At 65.0% G+C, this 25,848-nt stretch carries 24 protein-coding genes; 4 read left to right on the forward strand and 20 right to left on the reverse strand.

The window, feature by feature from the left end:
* The first annotated feature begins 218 nt into the window (after window positions 1-218).
* The 3 genes from EET10_RS07185 (at window position 219) to EET10_RS07195 (ending at window position 2,750) form a co-directional block, all read left to right on the forward strand.
* Window positions 219-1,940: a PPE family protein gene (locus EET10_RS07185; protein WP_122502002.1), complete on the forward strand. Its 1,722-nt coding sequence runs from the start codon at window positions 219-221 to the stop codon at window positions 1,938-1,940.
* A 187-nt stretch (window positions 1,941-2,127) separates the two neighbouring features.
* Window positions 2,128-2,364, forward strand: coding sequence for a type II toxin-antitoxin system Phd/YefM family antitoxin (locus EET10_RS07190; RefSeq protein ID WP_036404201.1), 237 nt, complete (start codon window positions 2,128-2,130; stop codon window positions 2,362-2,364).
* Window positions 2,361-2,750, forward strand: coding sequence for a type II toxin-antitoxin system VapC family toxin (locus EET10_RS07195; protein WP_036404200.1), 390 nt, complete (start codon window positions 2,361-2,363; stop codon window positions 2,748-2,750). Before EET10_RS07190 ends, EET10_RS07195 begins: the two co-directional genes overlap by 4 nt.
* 289 nt (window positions 2,751-3,039) lie before the next feature.
* Here EET10_RS07195 and EET10_RS07205 read toward each other — a convergent pair whose 3' ends face one another.
* The 18 genes from EET10_RS07205 to EET10_RS07290 form a co-directional block, all read right to left on the reverse strand.
* Complete coding sequence (locus tag EET10_RS07205; protein ID WP_122502758.1) at window positions 3,040-4,569, reverse strand: MFS transporter; 1,530 nt, start codon at window positions 4,567-4,569, stop codon at window positions 3,040-3,042.
* A gap of 285 nt (window positions 4,570-4,854) precedes the next feature.
* Entirely contained in the window at window positions 4,855-6,441 is a 1,587-nt protein-coding gene (nuoN, locus tag EET10_RS07210; RefSeq protein ID WP_122502003.1) for an NADH-quinone oxidoreductase subunit NuoN, read from the reverse strand.
* Window positions 6,438-8,078: an NADH-quinone oxidoreductase subunit M gene (locus tag EET10_RS07215; RefSeq protein ID WP_099188129.1), complete on the reverse strand. Its 1,641-nt coding sequence runs from the start codon at window positions 8,076-8,078 to the stop codon at window positions 6,438-6,440. Before EET10_RS07215 ends, nuoN begins: the two co-directional genes overlap by 4 nt.
* On the reverse strand, window positions 8,075-9,961 hold the full coding sequence (gene nuoL, locus EET10_RS07220) for an NADH-quinone oxidoreductase subunit L (protein ID WP_099188131.1): 1,887 nt from the start codon (window positions 9,959-9,961) through the stop codon (window positions 8,075-8,077). The genes EET10_RS07215 and nuoL overlap by 4 nt, the downstream gene beginning before the upstream one ends.
* Before the next feature lie 10 nt (window positions 9,962-9,971).
* Window positions 9,972-10,271, reverse strand: coding sequence for an NADH-quinone oxidoreductase subunit NuoK (nuoK, locus tag EET10_RS07225; RefSeq protein ID WP_007168303.1), 300 nt, complete (start codon window positions 10,269-10,271; stop codon window positions 9,972-9,974).
* Window positions 10,268-11,044 carry an NADH-quinone oxidoreductase subunit J gene (locus EET10_RS07230; RefSeq protein ID WP_051490590.1) on the reverse strand — a complete coding sequence of 259 codons (777 nt, stop codon included), beginning with the start codon at window positions 11,042-11,044 and terminating at the stop codon, window positions 10,268-10,270. Before EET10_RS07230 ends, nuoK begins: the two co-directional genes overlap by 4 nt.
* A gap of 32 nt (window positions 11,045-11,076) precedes the next feature.
* Window positions 11,077-11,646, reverse strand: a complete 570-nt coding sequence (nuoI, locus tag EET10_RS07235; RefSeq protein ID WP_423793624.1) for an NADH-quinone oxidoreductase subunit NuoI — start codon at window positions 11,644-11,646, stop codon at window positions 11,077-11,079.
* Window positions 11,615-12,868, reverse strand: a complete 1,254-nt coding sequence (gene nuoH, locus EET10_RS07240) for an NADH-quinone oxidoreductase subunit NuoH (RefSeq protein WP_036404398.1) — start codon at window positions 12,866-12,868, stop codon at window positions 11,615-11,617. Before nuoH ends, nuoI begins: the two co-directional genes overlap by 32 nt.
* A 49-nt stretch (window positions 12,869-12,917) precedes the next feature.
* Entirely contained in the window at window positions 12,918-15,329 is a 2,412-nt protein-coding gene (locus EET10_RS07245; protein WP_063467525.1) for an NADH-quinone oxidoreductase subunit G, read from the reverse strand.
* Entirely contained in the window at window positions 15,326-16,654 is a 1,329-nt protein-coding gene (nuoF, locus tag EET10_RS07250) for an NADH-quinone oxidoreductase subunit NuoF (protein WP_036404194.1), read from the reverse strand. The genes EET10_RS07245 and nuoF overlap by 4 nt, the downstream gene beginning before the upstream one ends.
* Window positions 16,654-17,352 carry an NADH-quinone oxidoreductase subunit NuoE gene (gene nuoE / locus EET10_RS07255; RefSeq protein ID WP_082273280.1) on the reverse strand — a complete coding sequence of 233 codons (699 nt, stop codon included), beginning with the start codon at window positions 17,350-17,352 and terminating at the stop codon, window positions 16,654-16,656. The genes nuoF and nuoE overlap by 1 nt, the downstream gene beginning before the upstream one ends.
* Window positions 17,353-17,498: 146 nt before the next feature.
* Window positions 17,499-18,797 carry an NADH dehydrogenase (quinone) subunit D gene (nuoD, locus tag EET10_RS07260; protein ID WP_122502005.1) on the reverse strand — a complete coding sequence of 433 codons (1,299 nt, stop codon included), beginning with the start codon at window positions 18,795-18,797 and terminating at the stop codon, window positions 17,499-17,501.
* A complete protein-coding gene (locus tag EET10_RS07265; RefSeq protein WP_036404189.1) occupies window positions 18,797-19,516 on the reverse strand; it encodes an NADH-quinone oxidoreductase subunit C in 720 nt (239 codons plus the stop codon). The genes nuoD and EET10_RS07265 overlap by 1 nt, the downstream gene beginning before the upstream one ends.
* Entirely contained in the window at window positions 19,513-20,067 is a 555-nt protein-coding gene (locus EET10_RS07270; RefSeq protein WP_023371908.1) for a NuoB/complex I 20 kDa subunit family protein, read from the reverse strand. Before EET10_RS07270 ends, EET10_RS07265 begins: the two co-directional genes overlap by 4 nt.
* Window positions 20,068-20,116: 49 nt before the next feature.
* Window positions 20,117-20,494 carry an NADH-quinone oxidoreductase subunit A gene (locus EET10_RS07275; RefSeq protein ID WP_036404186.1) on the reverse strand — a complete coding sequence of 126 codons (378 nt, stop codon included), beginning with the start codon at window positions 20,492-20,494 and terminating at the stop codon, window positions 20,117-20,119.
* A 253-nt stretch (window positions 20,495-20,747) separates the two neighbouring features.
* Window positions 20,748-21,149 carry an Rv3143 family two-component system response regulator gene (locus EET10_RS07280; RefSeq protein ID WP_036404184.1) on the reverse strand — a complete coding sequence of 134 codons (402 nt, stop codon included), beginning with the start codon at window positions 21,147-21,149 and terminating at the stop codon, window positions 20,748-20,750.
* Between the two features lie 129 nt (window positions 21,150-21,278).
* Window positions 21,279-21,974 (reverse strand): class I SAM-dependent methyltransferase, encoded by a 696-nt coding sequence (locus EET10_RS07285; RefSeq protein WP_246013721.1) that lies wholly within the window; start codon window positions 21,972-21,974, stop codon window positions 21,279-21,281.
* A complete protein-coding gene (locus tag EET10_RS07290; RefSeq protein ID WP_063467528.1) occupies window positions 21,971-22,594 on the reverse strand; it encodes a DedA family protein in 624 nt (207 codons plus the stop codon). Before EET10_RS07290 ends, EET10_RS07285 begins: the two co-directional genes overlap by 4 nt.
* Window positions 22,595-23,180: 586 nt before the next feature.
* Between EET10_RS07290 and EET10_RS07295 the strand changes: the two genes are divergently transcribed.
* Window positions 23,181-24,437, forward strand: a complete 1,257-nt coding sequence (locus EET10_RS07295; RefSeq protein WP_122502007.1) for a PPE family protein — start codon at window positions 23,181-23,183, stop codon at window positions 24,435-24,437.
* Between the two features lie 15 nt (window positions 24,438-24,452).
* Here the strand turns inward: EET10_RS07295 and EET10_RS07300 are convergent, their stop codons facing one another.
* Together EET10_RS07300 and EET10_RS07305 are read right to left on the reverse strand one after the other, a co-directional pair.
* Window positions 24,453-24,986: a YceI family protein gene (locus EET10_RS07300; RefSeq protein ID WP_036404180.1), complete on the reverse strand. Its 534-nt coding sequence runs from the start codon at window positions 24,984-24,986 to the stop codon at window positions 24,453-24,455.
* A gap of 123 nt (window positions 24,987-25,109) precedes the next feature.
* The gene (locus EET10_RS07305; protein ID WP_063467535.1) at window positions 25,110-25,511 is read right to left on the reverse strand and encodes a nuclear transport factor 2 family protein; all 402 of its coding nucleotides are present in this window, start codon (window positions 25,509-25,511) and stop codon (window positions 25,110-25,112) included.
* Window positions 25,512-25,848 lie beyond the last annotated feature (337 nt).

The raw sequence follows: 25,848 nt of genomic DNA on the forward strand, positions 1-25,848 counted from the left end.
CGCGACATTGCGCTGGTTGGCCAGCCGGGTGCCGAGGCGCGGAATCGGCCCTAGATCACGTCGATGATCGTCGGCGGCACGGCGGCTCACTCGCAACGGTCTGAACCTTCGTCCCGCGCAGTAGGGTCTGAAGGCCCTACTGGGCGTGATGGGTTCGCGCGATGCTCGGTTTTCGCCGATCGGCCGATGCTGGCCGGGGCTCAGAAGGGACGGATGCGATGAATTTTTCAGTCTTGCCTCCGGAGATCAATTCGTTGGGGATGTTTTCTGGTGCCGGTTCGGCCCCGATGTTGCAGACCGCGACGGCCCGGGATGGTTTGTCTGCTGAGTTGGGCTCTGCTGCGTCGTCGTTTTCGTCGGTGACGTTCGGGTTGGCGGGTCAGGTGTGGCAGGATCCGGCGGCGCAGGCGATGGCGGCGGCCGCGACTCCCTATGCGGGTTGGCTCAATGTCGCTGCGGCGCGGGCTGCGGGAGCGGCGGCTCAAGCCAACGCGGTGGCCAGTGTGTTCGAGGCCGCGCGGACGGCGATGGTGCGGCCGGTGGTGGTGGCCAACCGCAATCAGTTCGTGCAGTTGGTGATGTCGAATCTGTTGGGGCAGAACGTGCCGGCGATTGCGGCGGCCGAGGCCGAGTATGAGGGGATGTGGGCGTCGGCGGTGGCCACGATGGCCGGATACCACAGCGGGGTGTCGGTGATCGCCGGGCAGTTGGCGTCATGGCGGGGTGCGCTACAAGGTGTGGCGGGCCGAGTGGCCGGTGCGGTGTCGGTCGGCTCGATCGGGGCTGTCGCGGCGGCGGTCGGCTCGACGGTGGCGGCCAGTCCGGTGGCGGCTGCCGCGGCGTCGATCTTGCCGGCGATCAATACCGGCTTCGGCAACACCGGCGCCTGGAATGTGGGCATCGGAAACATCGGCAACTACAACCTGGGCAACGGAAATTTCGGCAGCCTCAACCTCGGTAACGGAAATCGCGGCGATCTCAACTTCGGCAGCGGCAATACCGGACCCGTCGACGGCAACAGAAACTTCGGCTTCGGAAACTGGGGCCACGCAAACCTGGGAAGCGGAAACCACTCCAGCAACAACTTCGGCTTCGGAAACTGGGGACCCATGAACGTGGGATCCGGCAACCACGGCTCCTACAACGTCGGCTTCGGCAACTTCGGTAGCAAGAACCTCGGCTTCGGGAACCATGGCAACAACAACAACAACAACAACATCGGCTTCGGGCTCACCGGCAACAACCAGGTCGGCATCGGCGGGCTGAACTCGGGCACCGGAAACATCGGTCTCGGGAACTCGGGCAACAACAACATCGGGTTCTTCAACTCCGGCGACAACAACGTCGGCTTCTTCAACTCGGGCAACGGCAATTTCGGATTTACGAACTCCGGCAATATCAACACGGGTTTCTGGAATACCGGCAATTGGAACACCGGCGCCGGCAACGGGGGCAACCTCGATTTCGGCTTCGGCAATGGGGGCATCATGGACGTGGGCTTAGGCAACGCCGGCTCCGACAACATGGGCTTCTTCAACTCGGGCGATTTCAACACCGGCGACTTCAACTCGGGCGGCGGCACCTTCCCCACACCGGGCGGAAACACCGGCTCCTTCAACTCGAGCGCGAACAACACCGGCTTCTTCAATTCGGGTGCCACCAACACCGGCCTGTTCAACGCCGGCAGCGTGAATACGGGCCTTGGCAGCTCAATTGACCAGCCCGGTTCGGTGTCGGGCTTCAACAACACCCGCACCGACGTCTCGGGTTTCAACAACACCGGCCCCGCCACCTCCGGCCTCCAGAACACGAACACGGGCCTCGGCTTGAATTCGGGCATCGGCAACTCGGGCGACGGCGGCGCGGGCTGGTTCAACTCGGGCACGCTCAACTCGGGTGGCTTCAACACCGGCGACAGCCAGTCCGGGTTCTTCCGCTAAGCACGGTGACGATCCGGCGATCTGGCTCAGTGCGACGACTGTGCGGCGTGCTCAGCCAGGTTCCGGACCGGCTGACAAGCCCGCTGCGACGCGACGCCGGGCGCATGGGCGCGGCATATCGAACTATGTCAGCTAGACAAGCTAGCGTATCTAGCTAGATAGCCTCACAGCGTTTAGTGTGGCTCACATGGAGATCGTGACGAGCACCGAGGCAAAGAATCGGCTCAATGCTCTGTTAGCCGAAGTTCAGCGCACCGGCGCCTCGATCACCATTACCAGTTACGGTCGACCTGTCGCCATGCTTGTCCCTATCCAGCCGGTGCCGCGGCGGTTTGGTCAGTTCCCAAATCTGGTGGTACCCGACGACTTTGACGATCCGCTGCCTGAGTCGGAGCTTGCCAACTGGGAAGAGAACGAGTCGTGAACGTATTACTCGACACGCACACGTTCGTCTGGCTGGTCAGCACGCCATCGAAGCTGGACGCCGACGCGCTGAAGGTGTTGTCTCGCTCTGATACCAATCTCTGGGTTACGGCCGGTTCGGCGTGGGAGATCGGCGTCAAGACACGCCTCGGTCGGCTCGACGGCGACGCGCTTCTGTCCACGTGGAGTGAGGTCGTTGCGGACATGAGCGCTTCCGAGTTGGCTATTGATTCACAAGATGCCATCTTGGCAGCGCGACTGCCCTGGGAGCATAGGGATCCCTTCGACCGCGTCGTCGTCGCGCAAGCCCTGAGGCGCAACCTCACGATCGCGACCCGTGACGCCCGCATCCTGCACGCCGCCCTCACTCCGACCATGAAGGTCTGAAGTCAGTTCAGCGTCCGTCGCGCAGGCTACTTCTGGCGGCCAATCGCAACCAGTTCGTGCAGTGGGTGATGTCGAACTTGTTCGGGCAGACGGCGGCCGCGATCGCGACTCCGAGGCTCAGACGACAGAATGTAGGCCTTAGCCATGGCCACGGACAGCCAGAATCATGGCCGGCTGTCACGTCGGCATGTCAGTGATCGCTGGCCCAACGGGCTGTCCGCTGGGCAGCAGCTGTGCGGCTACCCCGGCTTCGGCTAAAAGTATTGGCTGAGAGTGGTTGTCAGCACTCTTATGGCGCGCTGGGAACGCCGCTTGGAAAGCGTCGCACACCAAGGGCCAGCGCGGCGGAGAGCAACACCGCAGCGCCGGCAACCGCGAGTTGGACGCCGCGAATGAACTCTTTGTCCGCGACGCGCACGATCGTCTGCTCCTGCTGTGACGTCGTCGGGTTTCCGGGCCCGATTTCAGCGGCATGAGCACGCGGATTCGCGCCGTCGACCACCGAAGAAAGGACCGATGCGCGCTCAGCGGGATCACTGATCACGTCATCCAGTCGCTCCGGCAGAGCGACGCTGAGCCAACCCGCGAGGATCGAACCAAGCAAGGCGACACCGAAAATGCTGCCCAGTGACCGCTGCAGATTGATCAGTCCGGCAGCCATACCGGCTCGATGATCATCGACCTGGGTCATTGCGATATGCAACAGCGGGGTGGCGCACCCGCCGGCCCCCGCTCCGAACAGCGCCAGGCCGGTAACCACCACTGGCATCACGCGACCGATAGCGATCCCGAAGAGCGCCAGGCCGACGATCATTGCCGCCAGACAAATCAGCACCGGCAGCCGGGGGCCCCAGCTTTCCACCGCCCGCCCCGCCAACAGGCTCGCAATTCCAAACCCCACCGGAACCGGCAACATCAACAGACCCGCATGCAGCGGAGTGAAGCCGCGCACGTTCTGGAAATGCTGGGTGATAACCATCAACGTCCCGAAATAACAGGACATCACCACGAAGTAGACCACCAGCGCCGACCGGTACACCGGGTGGGTAAACAACTGAAGATCAATCAGCGGAAACACAGCGCGACGCTCGTGCTGGACGAAAAACCACAGGAGCACGATCGCAACCGACAGCAATATGACCATTAGTCCGGGCTGTCGGTCCGCCCTCGGCGCCTCGATGATCGCGTATGCGAGCAGGGCGACCGCGGGGGCAAATATCAGCTGTCCCGGCCAGTCCAGCTGGGTCGGATCGGGATCCTTGGACTCGGTCACGCTCAGGCGGGTCAGCAACCAGACGGCCACTCCCAGCGGCACGTTCACCGCGAAGACGCTACGCCACCCCATACTCTCCACCAGGATCCCGCCCAATGCCGGGGCGGAACCCGCACCGATGCAGCCGATGGCCATCCAGCCGGCTATCGCCCGCGCTTTCATCCCCGGATCTGGGAAGGCGTGACTCAGCAACGCAAGCGAGAGCACCGAAATGAACGCCGCGCCCACGCCCTGGACAACCCGCGCCACCGTGAGTATTCCCAGGCTGACCGGTACCGCACAGACCATGGACGCGGCGGCGAATACCCCCAGCCCGATGAAGAATCCACGCCGACGCCCATACCGATCACCCAGCAAGGCGCAGCTCATCAGTACCGCAGCCATACCGAGGCTGTAGCCCGCGACCGCCCACTGAAGCCCCTGCTCACCCGTCTTGTAAACGGCTTGGATGCTGGGCAACGCGACGTTCACGATGTTGATGTCCACAAACACCATGAAGATTCCGAGACCGGTCGCGACAACGGTCATCCGCTGGCGTGGTGTCATCGCATGATGTGAAACCTGTGCCGCCGTCATTTCACTCCAATTTTCACGATTGCCGCCGGACAGCGATTGCCCAATATTCAATATCTGTCGGTGGTCCACCAAGCGCGCCCCGCGGATAGCCCGAATTCGCCGCGGGGATATGTGCTTGTCGAAATCTATCAGCAGCCGGCGGCTAGGGGGTGCGCATGGACAAAATCGGACGACAGCCGCAAAGGAGTGGTAGCTGTGATCGCCGCCGTCCCAGGCTCCGCTGAGCGCGGTGACTGGATCAGTACCGTGTTGGCGCTAGTGCAGCAGCTGCGCGGCGTGCTCGGCCAGATCGAGCACCGGCTGCGGGATGATCCCCAAAACCACTGTGACGAGGGCACATACGGCGATGGCCGCTTTGCTCAGCACGCCCGGTGCCACCACTTGCGGTGTGTCGTCGGTGCCTTCGGTAAAGAACATCAGCACGATCACGCGCACGTAAAAGTAGGCGGCGACCCCGCTGGCGATCACACCGATGATCACCAGCGGCACCGCCCCCCCTTGGGCCGCGGCCCTAAACACCGCGAACTTGCTGATAAACCCGCTGGTCAGTGGAATGCCGGCGAACGCCAGCAGAAACATCGAAAGCATGACGCCCACAATGGGTGAACGCTGACCCAGCCCCGCCCAGTGCGACAGGTTGGCGTCCTCGACTCCCTCGGCGTTGCGGATCAGGCCCACGATGGCGAATGCGCCCACCGTGGAAAAACTGTAGGCGACCAGATAGAACAGCGTTGCCGACAGGCCGGCTTGGTTGTCGGCGATGACGCCGGTGAGGATGAAGCCGACGTGTGCGACCGACGAATAGGCCAGCATCCGTTTGACGTCGGTCTGGTTCACCGCGGTGATGGTGGCCACCGCCATGGTCAGGATCGAAATCGCCCACAGCACCGGGCGCCACTGGTCGTGCAGCGGCGGCAGCGCGACATAGACCACGCGCAGCAGCGCACCGAACGCCGCGACCTTGGTGGCGGCCGCCATGAATCCCGTGATCGGGGTGGGCGCGCCCTGGTACACGTCGGGAATCCAGGAATGGAAGGGGACCGCGCCGACCTTGAACAGCAGGCCGACCGACAGCAGCCCGACGCCGACCAATGCCATTGAGGTATCACTTTGTGCCGTAAGCGAATCGCGGATACCGGACAGGGTCAGCGTGGCGGTCGCACCGTAGAGCAATGCGACTCCGTAGAGGAAGAACGCCGACGAGAAGGCGCCCAGCAAAAAGTATTTCAACGCCGCTTCCTGCGACAGCAGCCGGCGGTGACGAGCGAGCCCGCACATCAAGTACAGCGGCAGCGATAACACTTCCAGCGCAACGAACATCGTCAACAGGTCATTGGACGCGGCGAAGACCATCATGCCGCCGACCGACAGCGTCAGTAGCGGGAAGAGCTCGGTTTGAGCGGCGCCGGCCCGCTCGGCCTCGTGCTCGGCGTCGCTGCCTGGCACCGCGGAAGCCTGCGGGGTAAAGGAATCCAGCCCGCCGGTGCCCGCTGCGACCGCCACCCGGTGCGGGGCGGCAACCCGGTGGGCGCTGCGTTCGGCGACGAAGATGACCGCCAGCACGGCGACGAGCAACATGGTGCCCTGCAGGAACAGCGCCGGTCGATCCACCGCCACCGAACCCAGCACCGCGCGTCGGCCGGACGCCGGAATCGACCTGGCCACCATAATGACTGTAATGAAGGCGGCCACGAATCCGCCTACGGTGAGCGTCACCTGGGCGCCGTACCGCATGCGACGCGGCAGGAACGCCTCGACAAGCACTCCGACCACCGCGACGCCGAAGACGATCAGCATCGGGCAGAGCAGAAAGTACTCAATGCTGGGGCTGGGCAAGGTCATTGGTGCGGTCCTTCGGCTGTCCGGGGGGCGCCGGTTTTCACGGGTACATGAGGCGCGGGATCATGCTGGCCGATGGTGGTCATGGTGTTCTCGACCGCGGGGTTGATGAGGTCGAGCATCGGTTTGGGATAGACCCCCAGCACGAGCAGTAACGCGATCAGCGGCGCCACCACAATCATTTCGCGGCCCACCAGGTCACCGATCCGTTCGTTGCCCTTGGCCACCGGCCCGGTCATCACCCGCTGGTAGAGCCACAGCATGTAGATGGCCGACAGGACCAGGGCTGTGACTCCGAACGCCGCGGCCAGCCAGTAGCGGTTGAAAGTGCCCAGCAGCACCAGGAATTCGCTGACGAACGGAGCCAGGCCGGGCAGCGACAGGGTGGCCATGGCCGAAACCATGAAGGTGCCGGCCAGGACCGGGGCCACCTTCTGCACACCGCCGTAGTCGGAGATCGACCGGCTGCCGTGGCGGGAGATGAGGAAGCCGGCGATCAGGAACACCGCCGCCGTCGACAGGCCGTGGTTGAGCATGTACAGCGTCGACCCGCTCTGTCCCTGGGTGGTCATCACGAAGATACCCGCGATGATGAACCCGAAGTGCGAGATCGAGGTGTAGGCGATCAGCCGCATGATGTCGGTCTGACCGATCGCCACCACCGCTCCGTAGGCCACACCGATAATTGCCAGCGTCACGATCAGCGGACGGAAATACGTTGACGCGTCAGGGAATAGCTGCAGGCAGTAGCGCAGCATGCCGAAGGTGCCAACCTTGTCCATCACCGCCATCATCAGCACCGCGGTCGCGGGAGTCGACTCGACCGCGGCGTCGGGCAGCCAGCGGTGGAAGGGCCACAGCGGAGCCTTGACGGCGAACGCGAACATGAATCCCAGGAACAGCGCCTTGAACACCGCCGGGTCCACGCCGTAGCGGCCCGAGGCAACACCGGCCACGATCTCGCGGAAGTCGAAGGTGCCGGGACCGTGTTGCGCGGTCACCACATACAACCCGATCACCGCCGCCAGCATGATCAGCCCGCCGAACAGGTTGTACAGCAGGAACTTCACCGCAGCGCGCGAGCGACCCGGACCCTGGCCGAAGCCGCCGATGAGGAAGTACATCGGGATGAGCATGGCTTCGAAGAAGACGTAGAACAGCAGCACGTCCAGCGCGACCAGCGAGATCAGTACCATCGACTCGATGGCCAGCGTCAGCGCGACGTAGGCGTGCACACCGCGAGTGCGCTCGCCACCTCGTGACGATCGCAAGCTCGGCGAAGCCGGGCGCTGCGGGCCGTCACCATCTCCGTCGTTCCAGCCGGCTACCAGTAGCAGCGGAATCAGCACCGTGGTCAACAGCACCAGCACCACCGCGATGCCGTCCACTCCGAGGGTATAACCGGCGCCGAAAGCCGGTATCCAGGAATGCTTTTCGACGAACTGGTACGGTTCTGTGCCGGTTTGGGAGCCGGGCTTGAAGCCGATTGCGACGACCGCCGAGACGGCCAGCGTCGCGACGCTGGCGACCAGGCCGGTCCACTTGGCCAGTTGGCGCAGTCCCGGGGGCAGCAGGATGACCAGCACCGAACCGGCCAGTGGCACCAGCCACAGCGTGCTCAGCCAGGCAAAGTTGCTCACCACAGGTTCACCGCCAACAGCACCGCGGCCACCAGCACCGCGCCGGCCAGCATCGACAGCGCGTAGTTGCGGGCGAAGCCGGTTTGCATGCGCCGCAAGCGGTTCGAGGTCCGGCTCACCAGCGCGGCCAGCGCGTTGACCGACCCGTCCACCCCCGCATTGTCGACTTCGACCAGCGTGTCCGTCAGGCGGGCGCTGGGACGCATGAACACCTCCTCGTTGAAGGCGTCGCCGTAGAGGTCGGCGCGCGCGGCCGTCGTCAGCACCGACACCTGGGTGGGGGCCACCCGCGGGATCGGTGTGGTGGCATACATCCGGTAGGCCACCGCGATGCCGGCGGCGACGACAGCGAGCGTGACCGTGGTGCTGACCCAGGCCGGGATGGCGTGGACGGCTTCTTCGGGTACGCCGACGACGGGCTCGAGCCAGTGCCGCAGGGTTCCGCCGACCGCGAACAGGCCCCCGGAGAACGCCGAGCCGACCCCCAGCAAGATCATCGGCCACGTCATCAGCCCAGGCGCCTCGTGCGGATGCGACCCTGGCGCCCACCGCTTCTTGCCGAAGAAGGTCATCAGCATCACCCGCGTCATATAGAACGCGGTGACGCCGGCACCGAGCAGCGCCGCTCCGCCCAACACATAGCCTCGGGGTCCGCCGACATTGAGCGCCGCTTCGATGATCGCGTCCTTGGAGAAAAAGCCCGCGAACGGCGGCACCCCGATGATCGCCAGATAGGCCAGCCCGAAGGTGACGAACGTGATCGGCAGCGCGGCCCGCAGTCCGCCGTAGCGGCGCATGTCCTGTTCTTCGTTCATCGCGTGGATCACCGCGCCGGACCCGAGGAACAGGCCGGCCTTGAAGAAGCCGTGGGTGAGCAGGTGCATGATCGCGAAGGCGTAACCGGCCGGGCCCAGACCGGCGGCCAGCACCATGTAGCCGATCTGGCTCATCGTCGATGCGGCCAGCGCGCGTTTGATGTCGTCCTTGGCGCAGCCGATGAACGCCCCGAACAGCAAGGTGACGGCGCCGACGACGACCACGGCCAGCTGAGCCTCCGGCGACAGGTTGTACAGCGGGTTGGACCGCACGATCAGATACACGCCGGCGGTCACCATGGTAGCGGCGTGGATCAGCGCGGACACCGGGGTGGGACCCTCCATCGCGTCGCCCAGCCAGGCCTGCAGCGGAACCTGAGCGGACTTCGCGCACGCGCCCAACAACAGCAGCAACCCCATCGCGGTCAGCGCACCGCGACCAGCGGCCGGTGCACCGGCGAATACTCCGCTGTAGGACAGCGTCCCGAACGTGGCGAACATGACGAACATGCCCAGCGCCAATCCGGCGTCGCCGACCCGGTTCATCACGAACGCCTTCTTGGCCGCCGTCGCCGCCGACGGTTTGTGATACCAGAAACCGATCAGCAGGTAGGACGCCAGCCCGACGCCTTCCCAGCCGACATAGAGCAGCGCATAGTTGTCGGCGACCACCAGCAGCAGCATCGAGGCCAGAAACAGGTTGAGATAGCCGAAAAATCGGCGGCGGTCCGCGTCGTCGGCCATGTAGGCGACCGAATAAATATGGATCAGCGACCCGACGCCGGTGATCAGCAGTACGAAGCACATCGACAACTGGTCGAGCTGCAGCCCGAAGTCGACCTGGAGGCCGCCCACCGGGATCCAGGTGTACACCGTCTGGCGGATAACGCGGTCGCCCTCGCCCCGGCTGAGCATGTCGGCAAGCAACGTGGCGCCCACGCCGAACGACGCGACGGCCGCCGCACAGCCCAGCCAATGACCCCACGCGTCGGTTCGTCTGCCGCCGAACAGCAAGATCGCGGCACCCGCCAGGGGCAGCGCCACCAGCAGCCAGCTGTAGTGAGTCATGTTGGCGTTCTTAGCCTTTGAGTAGGTTCGCGTCGTCGACGGACGCCGATTTGCGGGCACGGAAAATCGTCATGATGATGGCCAGGCCGACGACGACTTCACAGGCGGCCACCACCATGGTGAAGAAGGCGATCATCTGTCCGTCGAGATGGCCGTGCATCCGCGCAAACGTGACAAACGCCAGATTGACCGCGTTGAGCATCAGCTCGACGCACATGAACATGACAATGGCGTTGCGTCGCAGCAGCACACCGGAGGCGCCGATGGTGAACAGCAGCGCCGAAAGGTAAAGGTAATTGGCCGGGTTCACGACGTACCTCCGTTGACCGTGTCGGCGGAGAGGGTCGCTGTGCCATCCGCGCCCCGGCCGCGCAATATCGGGGAGACCGACAATTCCGAGTACGTGCCGTCGGGCAGCAGCGCTGCCGAATCGACCGCGTTACGGCGGGCGTAGACGCCCGGGTTGGGCAGGGGGGTGGGGTGTCCGCCGGGACGGAAGCGCTCCTGCGAGAGCTCACGCTGGGTCTTGCGACGCTCGAAGCGCTCTCGGTGAGCCAGCACCATCGCTCCGACCGCGGCGGTGATCAACAGCGCGCTGGTCAGCTCGAACGCCCACAGGTAGCGAAAGAAGATCAGCGCCGCCAAGCCTTCGACATTGCCGTTGGCGTTGGCGGCGGTCAGTCCGGCGAAGCCGCCAGTCGCCACGTTGCCGATGCCGCCGACCAGCAGGATGCCGAACCCGATCCCAGTGGCCACCGCGGCGACCCGCTGTCCGCGCAAGGTCTCCTTCAGCGATTCCGCGGAGTCCACGCCGATCAGCATCAGCACGAACAAGAACAGCATCATGACCGCGCCGGTGTAGACCACGACTTGAACGACGCCCAGAAACAGCGCGTCCTGGACCATGTAGAACACGGCCAGGATGATCATCGTCATCGCCAAGAACATCGCCGAGTACACCGCGTTGACGGCCAGCACCACGCCAAGGGCGGCGATCAGTGCCAGCGCGCCCAGGATCCAGAACGTCACCGCTTCACCGGTGGAGGTCCGAACGATGGTGTCTTGCGCCACATGAGAAGCCAGATCAGAAGCAAAATCAGAGGCCAGTAATGCGGTCACCGGGAATCTCCGGCCTGCTGCGGCTCGCGTAAGCCATGCGGGGTCACGTTGCCCAGGTAGTAGTCCTTGTCGGTGGCGCCCGCAGCCCTGGGGTGCGGTGGCGCGGTCATCTCGGGCAGCAGCGGAGCCAGCAGCCGGTCCTTCTCATAGATCAGGTCGGCGCGGTTGTCGTCGGCCATCTCGTAGTCGTTGGTCATGGTCAGCGCCCGGGTGGGGCAAGCCTCGATGCACAGACCGCAACCGATGCAGCGCAGGTAGTTGATCTGGTAGACCCGGCCGTAACGCTCGCCGGGGGAATACCGCGCCTCTTCGGTGTTGTCGGCACCCTCGACGTAGATCGCGTCGGCGGGGCACGCCCAGGCGCACAACTCGCAGCCGATGCATTTCTCCAAACCGTCGGGGTATCGGTTGAGCTGATGACGGCCGTGGTAACGCGGTGCCACCGGACCGGGTTTTTCCGGATACTCCTCGGTGACTGTCTTTTTGAACATCGACCCGAGGGTCACGCCGAATCCGGCAACGGCGTCCAGGAGTCTAGCCACGCGCGTTCTCCTTGCTCGCACCAACTGGCTGGGCCAGTGGCTTCATGGGCAGCGGCGGTGTCGGGAATACCGGTTCGGCGTCGCCGCGTTCGGCCGCGCTTTCGGCGCGCTGCCGGCGGCGCTTCACCCGAGAGCCCGGGCTTCGTAGCGACATCACCAGGCCCGTGGTTACGACGAGGCTGCTGACCACCAACGTCGCCGTCCAATACTGGTATCCCTGGTTGCGCAACGCGCGGATGACGGCCGCGATCATGATCCACAGCAGCGAGACGGGAATCAGCAATTTCCAGCCCAGCGCCATGAATTGGTCGTAGCGCAGCCGCGGCAACGTGGCCCGCAGCCAGAAATAGATGAACAAGAAGCCCCACACCTTGGCGGTGAACCAGAGCAACGGCCACCAGCCGGTGTTGGCTCCGGCCCACATGTTCAGCGGCCAGGGAGCATGCCAGCCGCCCAGGAACATCGTCGCGGCCAGCGCCGAAACGGTTGTCATGTTGACGTATTCGGCCAGCATGAACATCGCGAACTTCAGCGACGAGTACTCGGTGTGGAAACCGGCGACCAGCTCACCCTCTGCTTCGGGCAGGTCGAATGGTGCCCGGTTGGTCTCGCCCACCATGGAGATGAGGTAGATCACGAACGACGGCAGCAACAGAAAGACGTACCAGACCCGGTCTTGTGCGGCGATGATCTGTGACGTCGACATGGTGCCGGCGTAGAGGAACACGGTCGCGAACGACAACCCCATCGCGACTTCGTAGGAGATCACCTGGGCGGTCGAGCGCACACCGCCGAGTAGCGGATACGTCGATCCCGAAGCCCAGCCGCCGAGCACGATGCCGTACACCCCGACCGCCGACAGGGCCAGGATGAATAGCACCGCGACCGGCAGATCGGTCAGTTGCAACGGCGTCCGGTGGCCGAACACCGACACCTCGGGGCCGAACGGGACGAACGCAAATGCCGTGAACGCGGGAATCACCGAGATGATCGGGGCCAGAAAATACACGAACTTGTCGATGCCGCCGGGCGTGATGCTTTCCTTGAGCGCCAGCTTGATTCCGTCGGCGAGGCTTTGCAACGCGCCGTGCGGCCCGACTCGGTTGGGGCCGGGGCGAAGTTGCATCCGGCCCAGCAGCTTGCGCTCGGCCAGGATCGCCACCAGCACCGTCAGCATGAGGAAGACGAACATGGCGATTGCCTTGGCTACGACCAGCCACCAGACGTCGTGCCCGAACGGGGTCATCGGCACCGCTCCTCCCCATCACTTCGTTCTGCGTCGTCGCCGGCGCGGGTCATTCGCTCACTCCAATTCGCACGACGCTGCCCAGACTCGCGCGCAGCTGCCGGTACACCGCCGAACCGCAGGAGTTCAGCGGAAGCCACACCACCCGATCGGGCATGTCGGTGACGCACAGCGGCACGGTGATCGATCCACGCGACGTGCTGACGGTGACATCGTCGCCGTCGGCGGCGCCGATCTCGGCTGCGGTGTCGGCCGACAGCCGCACCACCGGCGGGCGCGCGGTGCCGGCCAGATGCGGTTCGCCGTCCTGCAGCCGGCCCGCGTCCAGCAGCATCCGCCAACCGGTCAGCGCCGCCTCGCCAGTGCCCGGTTGGGCGGGTCCGGGCGCGGCAACATGCGGGCCGGCGGCGTGTTTGCCGTCCCAGGTGCCCAGCGCGGCGAGCTCGGCGCGGGCCGCCTCGACGGTGGACACGCCCAGATAGACGCCCATCTCATCGGCCAGCGCGTCGAGCACCCGGTGATCCGACTGGCCGGCTTGCGCAATGGTGCCCTGCAGCGCGGGCTTGAACCCGCGGTAGCGTCCCTCCCAGTTGACGAAGGCACCGGCCTTCTGCGCCGTCGGCGCGACGGGGAACACCACGTCGGCGCGCTCGGTGACGGCGCTGTGCCGTAATTCCAGACTGACCACGAACCCGGCGGCGTCTAGTGCGGCAAGCGCCGCTTCCGGATCGGCGAAGTCGCCCGGTTCCACACCGCCGACCAGCAGCGCGCCCAGCGTGCCGTCGGCCGCGGCGGCGAGCATCCCGTCGGCGTCACGCCCTGGGGCCGAAGGCAATTCGGCCACATGCCAGGCGTCTCGGACCTGCGATCGGGCGGTCTCGTCGGCCAGCGGACGGCCACCGGGCAGCAGTCCCGGCAGCGCGCCGGCTTCCAGTGCGCCCCGTTCCCCGGCGCGGCGCGGCACCCAGGCCAGCCGAGCTCCGGTGGAGTCGGCCAGCCGTGCCACGGCGGACAATCCACCGGCCACCGTCGCCAAGCGTTCCCCGACCATGATGACCGCGCCCGGTGTGGCCAGCAGATCGCCCAGTTCACCGGTGGCCAGCCCATCCAGGGCCGCGGGCTCCGCGCCGGGAACGGTCTTGATCAGGGTGCCGGACATCTTCTGCAGCCCGCGGGTGGCAAACGGCGCGATCGCATACACCGGAACCTTGTGCTTGCGGGCCGCCTTGCGCAGCCGCAGGAAGACGATCGGCGACTCGTCTTCGGGCTCGAACCCGACCAGCACCACCACGGGAGCCGATTCCAGGTCGGAATAGCTGACGGTGAGTGCTCGGCCCGCGACCCGGGCCGCCAGAAAGTCGGCCTCCTCGGCTGAGTGCGGCCGGGCCCTGAAGTCGACGTCGTTGGTGTCCAACACAATTCGGGCGAACTTGGCGTAGGCGTAGGCGTCTTCCCAGGTGACCCGGCCGCCGACCAGCACACCGGTGCGACCGCGGGCCGCTTCGAGTCCTTGGGCCGCGGCCACCATGGCGTGCGACCACGACGCGGGCACCAGCTCGCCGTCGGCATTCCGGATTAGGGGAGTGGTGAGGACGTCCGGCTGGGTTGCATAGTTGAAAGCCCACCGGCCCTTGTCGCAGTTCCACTCCTCGTTGACTTCCGGGTCGTCGCCAGCGAGGCGGCGCAGCACCTTGCCGCGGCGGTGGTCGGTGCGTTGGGCACATCCCGACGCGCAGTGCTCACAGACGCTGGGGCTGGAGACCAAGTCGAACGGACGCGCCCGGAATCGGTAGGCAGTCCCGGTCAGCGCGCCGACCGGGCAGATCTGCACCGTGTTGCCCGAGAAGTAGGAGTCGAACGGTTCGCCTGTATAGATGCCGACCTGCTGCAACGCGCCGCGCTCCTGCATGTCGATGAACGGATCGCCGGCGATCTGCTCGGAGAACCGAGTGCAGCGCGCACACAAGATGCAGCGTTCCCGGTCCAGCAATACCTGTGCGGAGATGTTGATGGGCTTGGCGAACGTGCGCTTGACGTCGGTGAAGCGGGAGTCGGGCCGGCCGTTGGACATGGCCTGGTTCTGCAGCGGGCATTCGCCGCCCTTGTCGCACATCGGGCAGTCCAGCGGATGGTTGATCAGCAGCAGCTCCATCACGCCGTGCTGGGCCTTATCGGCGGCGTCCGAGGTGAGCTGAGTGCGTACCACCATGTCGTCGGTGCAGACCGTGGTGCACGACGCCAGCGGCTTGCGCTGTCCCTCCACCTCGACCAGACATTGCCGGCACGCGCCCACCGGGTCCAGCAGTGGGTGGTCGCAGAACCGTGGGATCTGGATACCCATCAACTCGGCCGCGCGGATAACCAAAGTGCCTTTGGGGACGCTGATTTCGTTGCCGTCGATGGTCAGCCTCACCATCTCCGGCTGAGCCACGCGGTTTTCGGTGTCGGCCGTCTGGGTCACGCGTTTCCTCCGTTGGGCATCAGCATGGATTCCCGAGGATCGAACGGGCATCCGCCTCCTTCGACATGAGCGACATACTCGTCCCGGAAGTACTTGATCGACGACATCACCGGGCTCGCGGCGCCATCGCCCAACGCGCAGAACGCCTTTCCCAGGATCGAGTCCGAGATGTCGAGCAGTTTGTCGATGTCTTCGCGGGTGCCCCGACCGGTTTCCAGCCGCTCGTAGATCTTGTCCAGCCAGAACGTGCCCTCCCGGCAGGGTGTGCATTTCCCGCACGACTCGTGCTTGTAGAACTCGGTCCAGCGCCGCACCGCACGCACCACGCAGGTGGTCTCATCGAAGATCTCCAGTGCTTTGGTGCCCAGCATCGATCCGACAGCGCCCACACCCTCATAATCCAATGGCACGTCAAGGTGCTCGTCGGTGAGCAATGGTGTGGAGGACCCGCCCGGTGTCCAGAATTTCAGCCGGTGTCCGGCGCGGACCCCGCCGGCGTAATCGAGCAATTCGCGCAACGTGATGCCCAGCGGCGCCTCGTACTGCCCGGGGCGGGTGACGTGCCCGGACAACGAATACAGCGTGAAGCCAGGCGATTTCTCGCTGCCCATCGACCGGAACCAGTCGACGCCGTTGAGAATGATCGACGGGACGCTGGCGATGGTCTCGACGTTGTTGATCACCGTCGGGCAGCCGTAGAGCCCCGCAACGGCGGGGAAGGGCGGCCGTAGCCGCGGCTGGCCGCGTCGGCCTTCCAGCGAATCGAGCAGCGCGGTCTCCTCGCCGCAGATGTAGGCGCCGGCGCCGGCGTGCACCACCAGCTCGAGGTCGAAGCCGGAGCCGGCTATGTTGCGGCCCAGGTAACCGGCCGCGTAGGCCTCGGCCACCGCGTTCTGCAGGCGGCGCAGCACCGGCAGGACCTCGCCGCGCACGTAGATGAAAGCGTGGTGGGCACGGATGGCGTACGCGGCGATGATGATTCCCTCGACGAGCACGTGCGGTGTCGCCAGCATCAGCGGAATGTCTTTGCAGGTGCCGGGTTCGGACTCGTCGGCGTTGACCACCAGGTAGTGCGGCCTGGCCGCGGGGCCCTTGTCGCCCTGCGGGATGAACGACCATTTGGTGCCGGTGGCGAATCCGGCGCCGCCGCGCCCGCGCAGCCCGGAGTCCTTGACGGTGCCGATCACGTCGTCGGGGTCCATGGCCAAGGCCTTCGTCATCGCCTGGTAGCCGTCATGGCGCTGATACGTCGCCATGGTCCATGACTCGGGGTCGTCCCAGTAGCGGCTGATCACCGGGGTCAACGGGGTTGCCTGCGAGGTCATCACTGGCCTTCCGGGGTGGCTTCGGGCCCGGGCGGCGCCTGCATGTCGTTTTCCTTCGCCACCTGCAGCCCGGCCAGCGTGGCCGCACCGGCTCCGCCCTGGCCCTGATCGGGACGCTGATCCGGCAAACCCGCCAGGATGCGCGACGTCTCGCGGAAGGCGCACAGCGGAGCCCCCCGGGTCGGTGGCTTCGGGGTGCCGGAGCGCAGCGAGTCGACGAGCTCGCGTGCCGATTCCGGTGTCTGGTTGTCGAAAAATTCCCAATTGACCATGACCACCGGGGCGTAGTCGCAGGCGGCGTTGCATTCGATGTGTTGCAGGGTGATCGACCCGTCGGCGGTAGTCTCGCCGTTGCCGATACCGAGATGGTCTTTGAGGTCCTCGAAGATGGCGTCGCCGCCCATGATGGCGCACAGCGTGTTGGTGCACACGCCGACCAGGTAATCACCGGTGGGGCCGCGCCGGTACATGGTGTAGAAGCTGGCCACCGCCGAGACCTCGGCCCCGGTCAGCCCCAACTGATGTGCGCAGAACTCCAGACCCGCCGGGGTCAGGTAGGAGTCCTCACCTTGCACCAGGTGCAGCAGCGGCAGCAACGCCGAACGCGCGTTGGGGTAGCGGCCGATGATTTCCTTGGCGTCGACCTCCAGCCGCGCTTGCACCTCGGGCGGATACGACAGGGGTGCACCCTCCACCATGAACTGGTTGGGTTCTTCGGGCGGCGGCCCCAGCCGGATGAACGCGGGTTGCCCCTGTGGTCCGGTCTTAGCCTGACGACGATCCGGCCGCCTATCGCCCGAGGTGGGGGTACCACCCGTTAGCGGGGGAGAATCGGGCACTTGGGTCATCGGTCCACCCCGCCCATGACCGGGTCGATGCTGGCGACGGCGGTGATCAGGTCGGCGACCATGCCGCCCTCGGACATGGCGGCGACCGCCTGCAGGTTGGTGAACGACGGATCCCGGTAATGCACCCGGTAGGGGCGGGTGCCGCCGTCGCTGACCATGTGCACGCCCAGCTCACCCCGGGGCGATTCCACCGCCACGTAGACCTGGCCCGGCGGTACCCGGATGCCCTCGGTCACCAACTTGAAGTGGTGGATCAATGCCTCCATCGAGCTGCCCATGATCTTGGCGATGTGTTCTGGCGAGTTGCCCATGCCATCGGGGCCCACCTTCAGGTCGGCGGGCCAGGCTATCTTGCGGTCCTCGATCATGGTGGGGCCCGGCTTCAGCTTGTCTAGGCACTGCTCGACGATCTTCACCGACTCCCACATCTCCTTGACCCGAATCATGTAGCGCCCGTAGGCATCACACGCGTCATCGGTGATCACGTCGAATTCGTAGTTTTCGTAACCACAGTAAGGTTCGCTCTTGCGCAGGTCGTGCGGTAATCCGGTGGAACGCAGGATCGGGCCGGTGATGCCCAGTGCCATGCATCCGGCCAGATCGAGATATCCGATGCCCTGGGTGCGGGCCTTCCAGATGGCGTTTTCGTTGAGCAGATCACCCAGCTCGCGCAGTGGTTGCCGCAGCTGGGTGAGGGCTTCGGCGATGTCGCTGGCCGCGTTGGGCGGCAGATCCTGCGCCACGCCGCCGGGCCGGATGTAGGCGTGGTTCATCCGCAATCCGGTGATCGACTCGAACACGTTGAGGATGATTTCGCGCGCCCGGAAGCCGATGAACATGGCGGTCATCGCGCCCAGTTCCATGCCGCCGGTCGCCAATGCGACCAGGTGCGACGAGATGCGGTTGAGCTCCATCAGCAGCACCCGGATGACGTTGACCCGCTCCGGTATCTGCTCGGTGATACCGAGCAGCTTCTCTACACCCAGGCAGTACGCGGCTTCGTTGAAAAACGGTGACAGGTAATCCATTCGGGTCACGAAGGTGACGCCCTGTGTCCAGTACCGGTATTCGAGGTTTTTCTCGATGCCGGTGTGCAGATAGCCGATTCCGCAGCGGGCCTCGATGATCGTTTCGCCTTCGATCTCGAGGATCAACCGCAACACCCCGTGGGTGGACGGGTGCTGGGGTCCCATGTTGACGACGATGCGTTCGCCGGGGTCGGCCTTGCGGGCGGCGTCGACGATGTCTTCCCAGTCCTGGCCGCCGGCGACCAGGATGGTTTCGGTTTCACTCATCAGTTGTAGCCCCTACGTTCGTCGGGCGGGGGTATCTGCGCGCCCTTGTATTCGACTGGGATGCCACCGAGCGGGTAGTCCTTGCGCTGCGGATGTCCGTGCCAGTCGTCGGGCATCTCGATGCGGGTCAGTGACGGATGCCCGTCGAAGACGATCCCGAAGAAGTCATATGTCTCGCGCTCGTGCCAGTCGTTGGTCGGATAGACCGAATACAGCGACGGGATATGCGGATCACTGTCGGGCGCAGACACTTCCAGCCGGAGACGACGGTTGTGGGTGATCGACTGCAGGGGGTAGACGGCGTGCAGCTCCCGGCCGGTTTCGTGCGGGTAGTGCACTCCGTTGACGCCCAGGCACATTTCGAACCGCAATTCCGGTTCATCGCGCAGGCGTTGGGCGACTTGTGGCAGTCGTTCGCGGCGGACGTGCAAGGTCAGTTCGGCTCCCTTTCCCGGCGGGTACACCACGACTTTCTCTATGGCGTCGTCGAATTCGACACCCTCGCCCTGCAGTGCTTCGGCCAGGCGGTCGACAATGTCGTCGAAATAGCCGCCATACGGCCGAGGGCTGCTGCCCGGCAACGTGACCTGACGCACCAGCCGCCCGTATCCGGACGTGTCACCGGTGCCGCTGACGCCGAACATCCCGCGTCGAACGTCGATCACTTCTTCGTCCGCGCGGGCGATCGCCTCCCGCGGGTCTTGGTCTGGGGAGCTCATCGCAGCAGTCCGCGCATCTCGATGGTGGGCCTGGCCAGCAGCGCCGCCTCTTCGGCCTCGGCGATGGCACGCTCCCGGTTGACACCCAACGGCATTTCCTGAATCTTCTCGTGCAGCTTGAGGATTGCGTGCAAGAGCATCTCGGGCCGCGGCGGACACCCCGGCAGGTAGATGTCGACCGGAACAACGTGGTCCACACCCTGGACGATCGCGTAGTTGTTGAACATTCCACCGGACGACGCGCACACCCCCATGGCGAGAACCCATTTCGGCTCGGCCATCTGGTCGTAGATCTGGCGTAGCACCGGCGCCATCTTCTGGCTGACCCGTCCCGCCACGATCATCAGATCCGCTTGCCGCGGCGTCGCCGAGAATCGCTCCATCCCGAAGCGGGCCAGATCGAACCTCGGTCCGGCGGTCGCCATCATTTCGATCGCGCAGCACGCCAAGCCGAACGTCGCCGGCCACAGTGAGTTTTTGCGGACGTAGCCCGCCACCTTCTCGACTGTCGACAGCAGGATCCCGCCGGGTAGCTGTTCTTCCAGTCCCACGCCCTACCTCAATCCCATCTCAAACCCATCTCAAATCCCGTCTCAGCCCTCAATCCCACGTCAGGCCCCCGCGGCGCCACACGTAGGCGTAGGCAACGAACACCGTGAGCATGAATATCACCATCTCGACCAGCGCGAAGGTGCCCAGCGCGTCGAAGCTGACCGCCCACGGATACAGGAACACGATCTCGATGTCGAAGACGATGAACAACATTGCGGTCAGGTAGTACTTGATCGGGAACCGCTGCCCGGCCGTCGCGTGCGGGCCGCTCACCGAGCTGTCTGTCGGTTCAATCCCGCATTCGTAGGCCGCGAGCTTTGAACGGTTGAAGCGCGACGGGCCGGCCAGGCTCGCGATCACAACCGAGAACACGGCAAAGGCGGCAGCAAGCGCCGCCAACACCAGGATGGGTATGTAGACGTTCACGTCGCTCCATGATCCGTCGTACGGGCCGCCAACATGACGGCCGGGCGGTGACCGGGCTGCTGTGACGGGCCGGGCTTGTGGACCGTCGCAGTGACCTTCAACATAGTCGCGCTACGGCAAGGGCCCATGCCCGGGGTCAACCCTCGCGGGCACCTGCAGATCCGCGGCCGCGGAGGCGTTGGGGTCCCCTGGCGGATGGATCGGGGTTGGGGTTGCGGAGCCCGACAGGCGCCTGGGTTGGTGTGGGCAGCGGTCAGAGCGCAGGAGCACGCAACAGACCGAGCGCCGTGCGGCCAAGCACGATCGGGTCGATCGGATGCGGTACCGCGGCCTCGGCCCGCGACCAGCTGGCCAGCCAGGAGTCATCCGGCCGCCCGGTGAGCACCAGAATCGGTGGGCACGTCGAGAGTTCGTCTTTGAGCTGTTTGGCGATTCCCATGCCCCCGGCTGGTGTCGCCTCGCCGTCGAGGATGGCCAAGTCGATGCCGCCTTCGTCCATCCGCTGTATCACCATCGGAGCTGTCGCTATTTCGACATAGCTCAATTCCGGCAGATCAGGGTGCAGCCGTTTGCCCAGCGCACGCATCACCTGTTGGCGGGTTTGGACGTTGTTGCTATAGACGAGGATCCGCAGGGCATCGCTGGAGTCGGGCACGGTGAAAATGGTACTGGTGCCGGTCCGCCGCCTTTCTCACGGCGGGCATCGAGACGATCGTGCTGTGACCTCCTCGGTGACGGGCGCACTGGGTGGTGAGCGGTGAGGCGGGGCTCGGACAGGCAGGTCCTACGCGCTGAGCGTGTTCCAGTCACTACCCGTGCCTCTTCCGGCGCCGTCGGCCGGCGCGGTCAAATGGTGTATCCGGGCGGGCGGAACGTTGCGGAGAACACTCTCGTGGGTGACCTGGTGTTTGCTCATGTGCGACGACATGAGCTGCTCGACACTGCGTATGCGATCGCGCTGAGTCCCGCGTGACAGGGTTCTGCGGATTTGCCGGAGGTAAAGGTATTCGACGTAGCTGAGTATCCCTCCGGGCTTGAGTAGCCGGGTGTAACAGTGGAGGATCTCCGCCACGGTGATCGCGGGGAAGTTGCTGTGCGGAAGGCCTGAAATGATGAAATCGTATGGCTCCTCGGCATCGAAATTCTGGAACGGCAGCTGATGGATATTGATGAAATCGCTGACCGCCTGCCATTTTGGTTCGGTGGCAAAACGTCTCTGTAGTACGCGGACAAAGGAATCATTGATTTCCACCACGTCCAATGTGTCACCTGGGCGCAGGTGGTCGACAATTCGGTCAGTGAACGCGCCGGTGCCTGGCCCGCAGTCCAGAACGCGAATAGGCGCTGGACCACGGTTCCGCAGGTGGCGCGTGATGGCCCGGGCCAGGTGGCGGGTGCTCGGCGCCACCGAACCGGTCGCCTCGAACTTCCCGCAGAACTCGCGAAAAAACAGGATGGTGTCAGGTGACGGTTGACTCATTGTGCCTTTCCTTGCAATCCAGGCCGGTGCGGGCTCAATTGCACGCGCCAACGTTTCCAGACGCCGTAATACAATCCGGCGGTCACAGCCGTCACCAGCAACATCGCAGTCGCGGCCCATTCCGACCGATGAATCAGCCCGCTGATCCATCCAGCGCCGAGATAGCTGAGTAGGAAAAACGTGCCGACGGCCAACGTCCCGCCTACCAAATCGCACACCAGAAACCGGCGAAAGTCCATCTTTAGGGCACCGATTGCCAGATACAGCGGAGTGCGCATCCCAAACACGAATCGCACCAACAGAAACACCTTCACGCCATGTTGCTGCAGGATGCGCACGACGTGCGCTGTTCGATCGCTGTCGACCAACCGCGCGAACCAGCGATACCGCCCCAGATGTGTCTGACCGAGCGACCTGCCGATCCAGTACAGCGCGCAGTCGCCGACCAGCACCCCGGCCAGGCACGCAAAGATTGCCAACCCTGGCTCGAGCCGGCCGATCGAAGGTGAGCTCAACGCGCCCGCCGCGACGGTGACCACTTCTTCAGGGACGGGAATGCCGGTGGCTGTAAGCAGCGGTAACAGCAAATACGAATGGTGCGACAGGATGAACGTTTCCATAGGTCAACCCCGGGTCGGGCCAACGAACGGCGCACCCTGCGGACCGCCGGTTGCGCCGGGTCGCTCGGCTCGGCGACAGGCTCCGGTCGACCGTCTCTGGTGAATTGGGCATCCGACGTTGTTGGCCATGGCCGCAAACTCGCCTCCGTTACGCGCATCGACAACCTTCGCCCGGGGCCGGTTGCGGACCGTCCGGGCGGCTAACGGACGTGATCACGGGACGCAGGCGCACCATTGTCTATGAAAACAAATGCCGTATCGCCCGTAAATTAGAACTTCTGTCAACCATAGTTGTCAATACCGGGTGACACGGCGCCGCGAGACGGGCGGATTCACCATCCTGTCCGCTGCGGTGAACCCGCCGGCCTTGCTGCTTACGGGCGGCCGGCGGCCTGGTGCGCGCTGGTTGAGACCAACTGGGCGCGGTCCGGGTAGCGTCTGGCGCAGTGGGGGGAGCGCCCGTGAAGTCGGGCGTCGGAGCGAAGATGATGAATGCGGAGCTAAGCGGCGAATCGGCGGCCAGTTGTCGTTACGCTGTGTGCAGATCGGGTAGGAACCCGGCTAGCGATTCTGGAGGACTGGTGCAGTGAGTTTTTGGGTGCTGCCGCCGGAGATCAACTCTTTACGAATGTTCATTGGCGCGGGTTCAGCGCCCATGTTGCAGGCAGCGACCGCATGGGCGGGGCTTGCCGACGAGTTGGGGGCCGCGGCCCAATCCTTTGCCTCGGTGACGTCGGGGTTGGCGGGTCAAGCTTGGCAGGGTCCGGCAGCGGCGACGATGGCGGCAGCGGCAGCTCCGTACGCGGCGTGGCTGAGTGCGGCCGCGGCGCAGTCCGCCGGGGCCGCGGGGCAGGCCCGTGCCATGGTCACCATGTTCGAGGCAGCCCAGGCAGCGACGGTGCTTCCGGCGACCGTGGCTGCCAATCGCGACGCATTCGTGCAGTTGGTGATGTCGAATTTGTTCGGCCAGAACGCGCCGGCTATAGCGTTCGCGGAGAGCATTTACGAGGAGATGTGGGCTGCGGATGTGTCTGCGATGTCGGGCTACTACTCCGGCGCCGCGGCGCTCGCTTCGCAGTTGGTGCCGTGGCAGAGCATCCTAAAGGGCCTTCCGGTTATGGGTAGCGCCGGCGCCGCGGGCACAAGCGCCGGCGGCGGCGTCGCGGGTACTACCAATGTCGGCGGCAACGGGGAGGGTGCGAACACTGGCGGCGGCAACGCCGGTAGCGCGAGCGGCGGCCCGGTCGGTGCGGAGACCAACAACGTCGTCAACGGCAACCCCAGCGTCGGGCTATCGCAGGCCGACCCGCTGTATAGCAACGTAGGTCAGGGGATTGCCGGCAGCGGCAATGTCGGCAGTGCAAGTCTCTTGAGTGGCGGCGCCACCAGCGCAGGCGCCGTCACGACCCCCGGGATGATGGGCGTTCCGATCCCGATCCCGGCTACCGGCGGCAATCAGACCGGGTCTGCCGGCATTGGCATTGGTGCGGGCAGTGCTGGAAATGGCGCACCAACTCGGGCACCGGAAGCAGCGGCCCCGCCGGTGGCCGAGGTCGAAGCGGCGGCTCCTCATATGGGGGTGTTGCCGAACGCGGATCCGGAAATTGCGGCGAAAGCGGCCCCGGTACCGGTAGCGAGGGTAACGCAGTCGACGGGTTCCGGAATTTCGGAGTCGGCGCTACGGCCGTCGCCGACCGCCGATGTGGCGCACCGGTCAGCCAACAAGCAGGACCAGGCGTCGGAGGCGGACGAAACGGCGGTTTCGCTACGGCCGGAAGCCGAAAAGGGGAAGCTACGACCTCGGGTAAAGCAAGAGCCGGGAGTTCAAATGCGTGGTGGCTGAACGGACTTCGTTCTGCTACGGCGCTTTCACGAAACAGACCTCGCCCGCTGCGGTCGCCGTTGCGGCCAGAATGCCGAACTTGTTCCAACGCAAGCCGAACTGGATTCGGTCGATCTCGGTTTCGCCGGCTATGCGCACCGAGCCGTCGCTGAACTCGGTGACCGTGACCGGCAGGGTTACCGGGTCTGTGATGCCTTTGATGGTGAAGCTGGCCTGCAGTTCGGCGTGTTTGCCCTTGGTCGGCTGCAGGGCGGTCACCACAACCCGGATTTCTGGGAAGCGTTCGACTTCGAAGAAGTCGGCCGAGAGTAAGTGCTTGTCGCGCAGGCGGATACCCGTGCGCAGCGAGGCGACGTCTACCTCGAGATAACCGGAGACCTTGCCCTGCTCAGTCAGGTTGCCGCGGCCGGTGAACTTGGTGAATTCGCCCTTGACCGCGAGCAGGCCCCACATGTTCTTGATCTTGAAGGTGACCGCCGAGTGATCCGGAACAAGATTCCATGCTCCGGCGGCATCGGGATCGCTGAGTAGCGTTTCGAGCGTCGTCATCGTCCTGCCTCACTGTCTATCGGGCGTGGAGCCCACCCGGTGATTGTCGGATCCTTTGTGGTGTACCCGCTAGCGGAGGCGCTGGTCGCAAGTCTGTAGCCGACGGCGACGCACTGACGGGCTTCAACTGAGCAAGGGTGCAAGCTCGGCCGGGTCGAAGTACTCGTCGATCCGGTTTATCAAACCTTCGGTGTCCAGCTTGATCACGATGCAAACCCGCAGCGCGATCGACTGTCCGGTCTGGCCGGCCGCATGCAGCACGTGCTGCTGGACGAAGCCCCTACCGGACCCGTCATCGAAAATCTGGCGGTCCAGAACCTCATACCGACGCTCGGTGGTCGCCGAGACGAACCAATCGATCACCCGCAGTGCGTGGGCCTTGTCGTCATCGCGGTGGGCACCCGCGCGCCACACTGCGATGTCGTCGCTCCACATGCGGGCAACCGCCGCCCGGTCGCTGATTTCGATGGCAGCGAACAACCGGTCGGCCACTTCGGCAATGGCCTCGGTGGTGGAAGAGGGCATGAGCATGATTCCTATTCGTCGTATCACCGTGTGCGTCGGCCAATCGGTGTCGTGGCAGTGTGAGCCGGGGGACGATAGGCATGTCAGCGTTGCCCGGTGCGCCGGCCCGTAGCGTGGCATCGCCGCGGCGGGTCCGCCTCGAAACTGCCAAGGTGGCGCACGGATCGCCCGTTGTTCGTCATGGTCGGGTTCGACGATACGCACCGGGTCGGTGCGTGGCCCGGTGTGAAATCGCCGGTCGGTCAGTTACCTGCCCGGCATGGGGCGGCAGGCCGTCGGTGCTACCGCCACTTGAGGCGACGTTGGCGGTCGTCGGGACCGCCTGATTCGCCACGTC

Origin of the sequence: Mycobacterium pseudokansasii, from assembly GCF_900566075.1 — a bacterium.
In the GTDB taxonomy this organism is placed as follows: Bacteria; Actinomycetota; Actinomycetes; order Mycobacteriales; family Mycobacteriaceae; genus Mycobacterium; species Mycobacterium pseudokansasii.

Excerpts from the sequence above, each read along its gene's own strand:
- EET10_RS07185 (WP_122502002.1), top strand. The coding sequence starts at position 219 with ATGAATTTTTCAGTCTTGCCTCCGGAGATCAATTCGTTGGGGATGTTT.
- EET10_RS07190 (WP_036404201.1), top strand. The coding sequence starts at position 2,128 with ATGGAGATCGTGACGAGCACCGAGGCAAAGAATCGGCTCAATGCTCTG.
- EET10_RS07205 (WP_122502758.1), bottom strand. The coding sequence starts at position 4,569 with ATGACACCACGCCAGCGGATGACCGTTGTCGCGACCGGTCTCGGAATC.
- nuoN (WP_122502003.1), bottom strand. The coding sequence starts at position 6,441 with ATGACCTTGCCCAGCCCCAGCATTGAGTACTTTCTGCTCTGCCCGATG.
- nuoL (WP_099188131.1), bottom strand. The coding sequence starts at position 9,961 with ATGACTCACTACAGCTGGCTGCTGGTGGCGCTGCCCCTGGCGGGTGCC.
- nuoH (WP_036404398.1), bottom strand. The coding sequence starts at position 12,868 with ATGACCCCGTTCGGGCACGACGTCTGGTGGCTGGTCGTAGCCAAGGCA.
- nuoF (WP_036404194.1), bottom strand. The coding sequence starts at position 16,654 with ATGACCTCGCAGGCAACCCCGTTGACCCCGGTGATCAGCCGCTACTGG.
- nuoE (WP_082273280.1), bottom strand. The coding sequence starts at position 17,352 with ATGGTGGAGGGTGCACCCCTGTCGTATCCGCCCGAGGTGCAAGCGCGG.
- nuoD (WP_122502005.1), bottom strand. The coding sequence starts at position 18,797 with ATGAGTGAAACCGAAACCATCCTGGTCGCCGGCGGCCAGGACTGGGAA.
- EET10_RS07265 (WP_036404189.1), bottom strand. The coding sequence starts at position 19,516 with ATGAGCTCCCCAGACCAAGACCCGCGGGAGGCGATCGCCCGCGCGGAC.
- EET10_RS07285 (WP_246013721.1), bottom strand. The coding sequence starts at position 21,974 with ATGAGTCAACCGTCACCTGACACCATCCTGTTTTTTCGCGAGTTCTGC.
- EET10_RS07290 (WP_063467528.1), bottom strand. The coding sequence starts at position 22,594 with ATGGAAACGTTCATCCTGTCGCACCATTCGTATTTGCTGTTACCGCTG.
- EET10_RS07300 (WP_036404180.1), bottom strand. The coding sequence starts at position 24,986 with ATGACGACGCTCGAAACGCTACTCAGCGATCCCGATGCCGCCGGAGCA.
- EET10_RS07305 (WP_063467535.1), bottom strand. The coding sequence starts at position 25,511 with ATGCCCTCTTCCACCACCGAGGCCATTGCCGAAGTGGCCGACCGGTTG.